A 1,936-nucleotide genomic window follows, 5' to 3' on the forward strand; every position below is an offset into this window, starting at 1 on the left:
TACTGGTTCTGCTTGTTCATCATGCCCATTTTTACCAGGGACTCGATGTCAAGACCGGAACCGGACAAGCCATATATGCCATTTGCGCCCATTTTCGTCGCCTCCTGCTCTATAGAATTCTAGTTAATCAAATCATGCATTTTTGTCCAAAAAGGCCCCCAGCCATTCCTGTGCCTTAATCATACCCTCCACCATTTCCTCCGGCGGGTATTCCTTGATAACCTCTTTGGTGTTCTTATCAATCATCTTAACAGACATTACATCCACTTCCTTGTGGTACTGGAACTCCAGATCACAATTCAATTTGCCCATCAGCTCATTGAGCTCCTTGGTCATTTCACTGACAAACTCAGGAGACAGCTTGCCTCTCTGCTCCTGCTTTTCCTCCTGCTGCTCCTGTGAGGATTTGCTTGCATCAGGCACAGCGGTCACTGCATCCGCTATTTCCGGCTGAGTGCCAAACTTGGCAGCTTCCGCGCTGCTGTCTGCCACACCCCTGCTGTTCCTGCTTTCCGAGCTGTTATATCTGGAACTCTTATTATCAGCCGCAGAAACGACCACCGCTGCTGTTACCATGTCACGCATCTTTCCAATCATTATTATCCCTCCATAGAAAATGATTTATTCCTTTATATTTGGCAGATTATCCTCAATCTGTCAGCAAGTGAAGCCATCCTCCACATGTAATTCCATACATTGGATATTCACTTCACAGGTAATGCCTTTGTCAAATCGAAATCCATCGGGGCCGCAGCCGCCGTGCGGTTCTCATCCTTAATCTCCCTGTAGATTTCGCCGCGGTAGATTTTTACGTGCCGGGGAGCGTCAATGGCAATCCTGACGTTCTCTCCGTTGACATCAACTATGTTGATGGTTATATCATCTCCCAGCATAATCTGCTGGTGAGGACGTCGTGTTAAAACCAGCATCACTTATCCCCCTTTTTTTCAGGGAAAAGCCTGTGCTTTGTGGTGTACTGGGTTTTCTCCAGCACAATCTGCTTTGCATGCATCGTGTGCCTGTTGATTACCACCGGAGCCAAAAGATTGGTAGTCATATCGGCAACTCCTGACCGCGGAATGGAAATAAGCGTACACACCAGAACATCATCCATGGTCTTTATGTCCAGCTTGTCCATGTTTTCATCATCCAGCTCAAAGCTGTAATCCGGGAAAAACACAAATGGATCTGTCATCAGAAAAGCCAGCTCCGGCGTTGTCAAAGACTGCAGGAACATGTACGGTGTCCCTTCCTCATAGGGAAGCACCACAAACTCATGCTCATCCTCAAAAGCAGGAATTCCTTCCTCAAAACTTACTACATCCTGTTCCTCGATTTCCAGCTCGCCAAAACGCAGTGTATTTATTTTTTTCATATAAAAGCCTCCAAAATCAGATTACGCATAGATATCATAATGGCCTTCCGTGGCCCACATGCGTATGGAGCCTTCCTTAGCAAGATATGTTTCTGCCGACCCCGTCCTGATGGCTATATCAGCATGGTCGGTGGTATTGATACTGTACTTGTCATGCCCTATATCCATCTGTCCTTTGATTTCTGACGGGGTAACGGTATACTCCGGATCAGGTATATCCTTGGCCGTCCATTTTGGCCATTTGATTACCTGGCTCCAAAAATCGGACTTTGCCTGCCGGGCTATGACATTACTGCCCGGCCTGGCGCCATTCCTGGCCATGTCCCAGCCATCACTGGTATGCTTCGATGTAGTCGCCGCCACATCCTCCTTGCCCTGCTGGCCATACTTCTGGGCAAAATCCGTATTGTTCAAAAATCCATAAGCCGTGCGGCAGGGATAACAATTGATGTCAACCTTGACCTGTGACCAGCCCATATCTGATAGTGGCGGATCATAGTCCCTGTGCATCTCCGCCGGCACATAGCCATTTTTTTCGCCCATAGCATGCTGCTGGCGGAT

4 protein-coding genes are annotated in these 1,936 nt (G+C 47.9%); all 4 read right to left on the bottom strand.

The window, feature by feature from the left end; all coding sequences use genetic code 11:
- Positions 1–132 precede the first annotated feature (132 nt).
- Positions 133–597 carry a flagellar protein FlaG gene (locus ACI3UA_RS07070; protein ID WP_439724115.1) on the bottom strand — a complete coding sequence of 155 codons (465 nt, stop codon included), beginning with the start codon at positions 595–597 and terminating at the stop codon, positions 133–135.
- Positions 598–704: 107 nt separating this feature from the next.
- Positions 705–929, bottom strand: a complete 225-nt coding sequence (csrA, locus tag ACI3UA_RS07075) for a carbon storage regulator CsrA (protein ID WP_300092163.1) — start codon at positions 927–929, stop codon at positions 705–707.
- A complete protein-coding gene (gene fliW, locus ACI3UA_RS07080) occupies positions 929–1,375 on the bottom strand; it encodes a flagellar assembly protein FliW (RefSeq protein ID WP_439724116.1) in 447 nt (148 codons plus the stop codon). Before fliW ends, csrA begins: the two co-directional genes overlap by 1 nt.
- Positions 1,376–1,396: 21 nt before the next feature.
- Positions 1,397–1,936, bottom strand: a 540-nt coding sequence (locus ACI3UA_RS07085) for a DUF6470 family protein (protein ID WP_439724117.1), incomplete at its 5' end; no start/stop codon positions are given.

Source organism: Anaerovibrio sp. (assembly GCF_051866355.1).
GTDB lineage: Bacteria > Bacillota > Negativicutes > Selenomonadales > Selenomonadaceae > Anaerovibrio.